Consider the following 4,772-nt stretch of genomic DNA (forward strand, 5'->3'; position numbering starts at 1 on the left):
AGCGTCAGCGCAAGCGTCAGCGCAAGCGTCAGCGCAAGCGTCAGCGCAAGCGTCAGCGCAAGCGTCAGCGCAAGCGTCAGCGCAAGCGTCAGCGCAAGCACTACTCTACCCCGTCTACGGAGGGTTGCTGTGAAAACAGGGCAGGCTATCGGAAGGGTGCTGCATCAGCGTCGCAGCGAGCGCCAGATATCGCAAGACACACTGGCCGCGCGTTCAGGCATTGCGCGCGCCACCATCTCCCGCATCGAGAACGGAGAGATCGAAAATCCCGGCATCGTCACCATCACCGCCATCTGCAAAGCGCTCGGACTGGGTGTAGATGCCCTGCTCGAACGAGCAGGCCTGGTGGTCGCCCGACCCTCACGAAGCAGCAACAAGGAGGCGCAGCGCCTGAAGACATTGCTCGAGCGGCTGCGAAGCGCTGTCGAAGGGGCGCAGAACGCACACGCGAGTGCCCTCGACGCCCAGCGGGCGCTCGAAGAGGTCCTCGACGGCATGAGCGAAGTCTATGCGAACGCGAGTCCAGGCGGAGCGGCGCGAATCGCCGGCGGTGGCCCGCTCTGGGATGCGTAGCATCACGCCGATGTGATCGACGCAGCCTTCACAGTGATGCAGTGCTCGCGCGCGCTGCGCACGCCCTTCGGCCTGCTCGCGCTGCCCCGACGTGAACCGTGGTCAATCGTCAGAGGTTCTCCCATGCCCTTGGCGCAGGCCTGTCATGGGGCACCTCGTCGAATCGCCGGATCCGCCCATGACGGCGTCTGCCATGGCATGGCGCAGCGCGTCGGCCCCCGCTTGATAGAAGTAGTTCGGCTTCACCACGTCATTCTGCCAATGCCGATGAAAGACCGGCGTCGTCGACCCGGAAAGGGGCGGAACGATCCACGTCCAGTCCGCGTTCACCGAACGCCCCTCGGTGCCCTCGATGCGCGCGAACTCGATGAACTCTCGGGTGGCCGTGTGATGATCGACCATCTTCACCCCCGCGACCTCGAACGAGTGCAGCACGGCAACATTCAGCTCGACCAGGGCGCGATCGCGCCAGAGCGAACGGGGACGGCGCAGGTCGAGGCCCATGCGCTGCGCGATCTGGGGAAGCACATCGTAGCGCGATTCATCAGAGAGATTGCGGGCGCCCACCTCGGTGCCCATGTACCAGCCGCTGAACGGCGCGGCCGGATAGCGCACCCCACCGCAGTCGAGCACCCTGTCGGAAACTGCCGGCACCGCATGCCACCTGAGGCCCAGCTCACGGAACCAGGCGTGCTCCGGATGCGAGATCTCCACCTCGAGCACGGCGCGCGACGGCAGCTCGAACAGGCGCGGCCGCTGATCTCCGCGCTGAATCACCAGGGGGAGGACGTCGAAACGGCCTTGCGAGGGCGGTCGCCAGCCCAGCGCCATGGCCACCTCGGTGATGGCCACGTTGGCGGGATCACCGAGAACAGTGCCGTCTGATTGTCGATATCCCGCGTAGCGGATGAGCTGGGCGTTCCAGATGCGAATCTGGGCGTGGCCATCTCGATCAGCAGGGGCGAAGACCGTGATGACCGCTCTGATCTTGCCGTCGTTGGCGGCCATGACCAGATGCTCGACCAACGCCTCGAAGACCTCGTCTTCTCGATCGAGCGCGCGGCAGTCGCGCACCGTGAGGGCCTTCCAGAAGAGACGACCGACGCATCGATTGCTGTTGCGCCACGCCACCCGCGCGCCGTGACGCAGCTCGCGCTCGCTCTGCACCCAGGTGCCGGTGCGTCGTATCTCGGCCTCGACCTCGCGCCACCGTACCGCCAGATCATCTGGAAGACCCAGCTCCTGGTGGGTGGCGCGCAGGAACTCGCGCGCCTCATCGATGACCGTTGCGTGAGCTGTTCCACTTCGTTCTGGCGAGGAGGTGGGCTGCTGCACGACGTCAGCGCTCCTCGCGCAGGCGCGCAATGTCAGGGGCGTGCCCGCGCACCCGCAGCCAGGTGCCGTTCTCGTCATGGCGCTCGCCGAGAACGCGCAGGCTGGCGCGGATGGGGCCGATGCGCCGGGTCTCGGCGTAGGCGACGAACACCTCTTCCTCGACCATGCCCGCTTCGAAGAAGGCGACGATGCGCTCGCGCAGATCGGCCACGTCTTCCGGCCGGCGGGTCGAGATGAAGATGGCCTCGGGAAACTCGGTGCGCAGCAGCGCAATCGCATCGACGGTGAGCTTGTCGCACTTGTTGAGCACGAGGCGCGACGCCACGTCGGCCACCCCGATGCTCGACAGCACCTCGTGCGTGACGGCCAGCTGATCGCGGAAGGCCGGGTCGGCGGCGTCAACCACGAACAGCAGCAGCCCCGCGTTCTTGGCCTCCTCGAGGGTCGAGCGGAACGAGGCCACCAGATCGTGGGGCAGCTTCTTGATGAAGCCCACCGTGTCAGAGACGAGAATGGGCGGCACCGACGGAGGAACCAGGGTGCGAACCGTGGTGTCGAGGGTTGCGAAGAGCTTGTCTTCGACCAGCACCTCGCTGCCGGTGAGGGCGCGCATGAGCGACGACTTGCCCGCGTTGGTGTATCCCACCAGCGCCACGCAGCGCTCGCGCGCGCGCTGCGCCCGCCCTTCGGCCTGCTCGCGCTGCACCGCCGCAATCTCGTCGTTGAGCGCCGCGATGCGGTCGCGGATGCGACGGCGATCGAGCTCGAGGCTGCTCTCGCCGGCGCGGCCCATGCGATCTTCCGGGCCGCTGCCCGTGACGCGCACCCGCGGCGAGAGGTACTTGAGCCGCGCGATCTCGACCTGGAGGCGGGCTTCTCGGGTGCGCGCGTGACGACTGAAGATCTCGACGATGACACCGGTGCGGTCGTAGACCCGCACGCCCGTCGCCTTCTCGAGATTGGCCAGCTGCGATGGGGTGAGCTCGCAATCGAACACCACGGCGTCGACCTTCTTCTCAGGCGCCCCCTCCGGACCGCCTGCACCGTCGCCCGCGTCGTCGCCGGCATCGTCGTCTTCGAATTCCGGCGGGATCAGGTCATCTTGAGAAGCGACCCTGGACGCCTCTTCATCTGCCTTCTCGCGACGCAGCGCCGCCTTGGTCTTCTTGGCGAACGAGCGCTTGGGCACGTGGCCGAGACCGCCCGTGCGCTCAGCGAGCGCCTTGAGCTTGCCCTCGCCGAGCACGAGCCCGCCGCCCACCGCGCCGCGACGCTGCGTGAGGGTGGAGGCCACGTCATAGCCAAGGGTCTTCACCAGACGGCCGAGCTCGATCAGCGAGGCCTCGGTCTCTGCTTCGGTGCCATCGGGCAGGGTGATGCCCACCAGGATTGCGCGCGGAAGGATCTTCTTGTTCTCGTTCATGGATCTGAGCCGCCGGTTCAACGCCGCGAACGAAGGCCCTGCCGGCACCGCGGCCAACCGCAACGGGAGACCCGGAACAGACGTCGAACCCGAGCAGGGTGAGCAAATCACCGCCTCCCTGGCTCTTCGGCATCATCACGCTGCCCTTCGGCATCGGCGGCGCCTTCATGGCGGTGGCCATGCCGTTCCTGCTGACCAAGGCCGGGCTCAGCGTCGAGGAGATCGCGAAGCTGAGCGCCCTTGCCATGCTCCCGTCGGCCTACCAGCTGCTGTGGGCCCCCGTGCTCGACCTCTGGATGCCGAGGCGATTCTGGCTGGCCTCTCTCGCCGTGAGCGGCGGCCTCTGTCTGAGCGCATGCCTGCTGCTGAAGCTCCCGGAGCAGCTCGCCCTGTACAAGGTGCTGCTCGTCGCCGGCCAGGCCCTGCTCGGACTCGTGGCGTCGTGCGTGGGCGCTCTTGTGTCGGTGGGGCTCAGCGAAGACAAGAAGGGCACCGCCGCAAGCTGGGTGAACGCCGGAAACCTCGGGGGCGGCACCCTGCTGGGAGGCGGCATGGTGATGGCGCTGTGGCACCTCTCTCCGAAGGCCGCCGCTCTCGCCCTGCTGGCGGTCATTGTCATTCCCGCCCTCATCGCCCTGCGCATCGAGGAGCCTCCTCCGTCACGCGACCCCCTCATGCATCACCTGGGCGCCATGGCGGTCGATGTCTGGCGCGCCGTGAGCGCGCGGCGCGGATGGTCGGGACTGCTGCTCTGCCTGTCGCCGGTGGGCACGGCCGTGCTCATCAATCTGCTGTCGGCGCTGGGCGCTGATTTTCACGCCAGCGATGAGGTGGTGGAGCTGCTCAACGGCTGGGTCGGGCCCTTCGCGCAAGGCGCCGGCGCCCTGGCCGGACTGTTCGTGCTCGATCGCATCGACCGACGGGTGGCCTACCTCGCCTCGGGCGTGCTCACGGCCATCTGCGCCGGCTTGATGGCGGTGGGGCCGCTGAGCCAGAACGCCTACATCGCGGGGTGCATCACCTACATGGTGATCACGGGCTTTGCCTACGCCTCGTTCTCTGCCTTCGTCTACGAGATCGTGGGCACGGCAGGCAAGACAGCCGCCACGCTCTACTCGGTGTTCCCCGCGGCGGGAAACCAGGCCATCGCCTACGTGACCTGGCTCGACGGCTGGGGACATCAGCGCTGGGGGCCGCGCGGCCTCCCCGCCATGGACGCGGCGCTGAACCTGGGCGGTGTGATCGTGCTCGCCGTGCTGCTGTGGCTCGTGGCCGAACCGCGCACCGCAGCGACAGCGCCATCGATCGACGTCGCGCCGGAAGCGCCCGACGAACCCGGCGTCACGACCCAGCGGTAGCGCTCACGCTGCGCTCGGCGCTGGGCACAGGCATCACGCGCTTGAGCAGGGGCAGCGCGGTGCGCGCCAGGCGCGCCAGCAGC

At 67.8% G+C, this 4,772-nt stretch carries 4 protein-coding genes; 2 read left to right on the top strand and 2 right to left on the bottom strand.

Going from position 1 to position 4,772, the window contains the following annotated elements:
* Nucleotides 1–129: 129 nt before the first annotated feature.
* Nucleotides 130–573, top strand: coding sequence for an XRE family transcriptional regulator (locus EB084_19690; protein NDD30487.1), 444 nt, complete (start codon nt 130–132; stop codon nt 571–573).
* A 102-nt stretch (nt 574–675) separates the two neighbouring features.
* Here the strand turns inward: EB084_19690 and EB084_19695 are convergent, their stop codons facing one another.
* Both EB084_19695 and hflX read right to left on the bottom strand, forming a co-directional pair.
* Complete coding sequence (locus tag EB084_19695) at nt 676–1,986, bottom strand: nitric oxide synthase oxygenase (protein NDD30488.1); 1,311 nt, start codon at nt 1,984–1,986, stop codon at nt 676–678.
* Nucleotides 1,913–3,331, bottom strand: a complete 1,419-nt coding sequence (gene hflX / locus EB084_19700) for a GTPase HflX (protein NDD30489.1) — start codon at nt 3,329–3,331, stop codon at nt 1,913–1,915. The genes EB084_19695 and hflX overlap by 74 nt, the downstream gene beginning before the upstream one ends.
* Before the next feature lie 98 nt (nt 3,332–3,429).
* Between hflX and EB084_19705 the strand changes: the two genes are divergently transcribed.
* The gene (locus EB084_19705) at nt 3,430–4,689 is read left to right on the top strand and encodes an MFS transporter (GenBank protein NDD30490.1); all 1,260 of its coding nucleotides are present in this window, start codon (nt 3,430–3,432) and stop codon (nt 4,687–4,689) included.
* The last annotated feature ends 83 nt before the right edge of the window (nt 4,690–4,772 follow it).

This window comes from Pseudomonadota bacterium (genome assembly GCA_010028905.1).
GTDB lineage: Bacteria > Vulcanimicrobiota > Xenobia > RGZZ01 > RGZZ01 > RGZZ01.

Bases quoted from the DNA above. Each gene is read 5' to 3' on its own strand.
- EB084_19695 (NDD30488.1), bottom strand. From the start codon at position 1,986: ATGACGAGAACGGCACCTGGCTGCGGGTGCGCGGGCACGCCCCTGACA.
- hflX (NDD30489.1), bottom strand. From the start codon at position 3,331: ATGAACGAGAACAAGAAGATCCTTCCGCGCGCAATCCTGGTGGGCATC.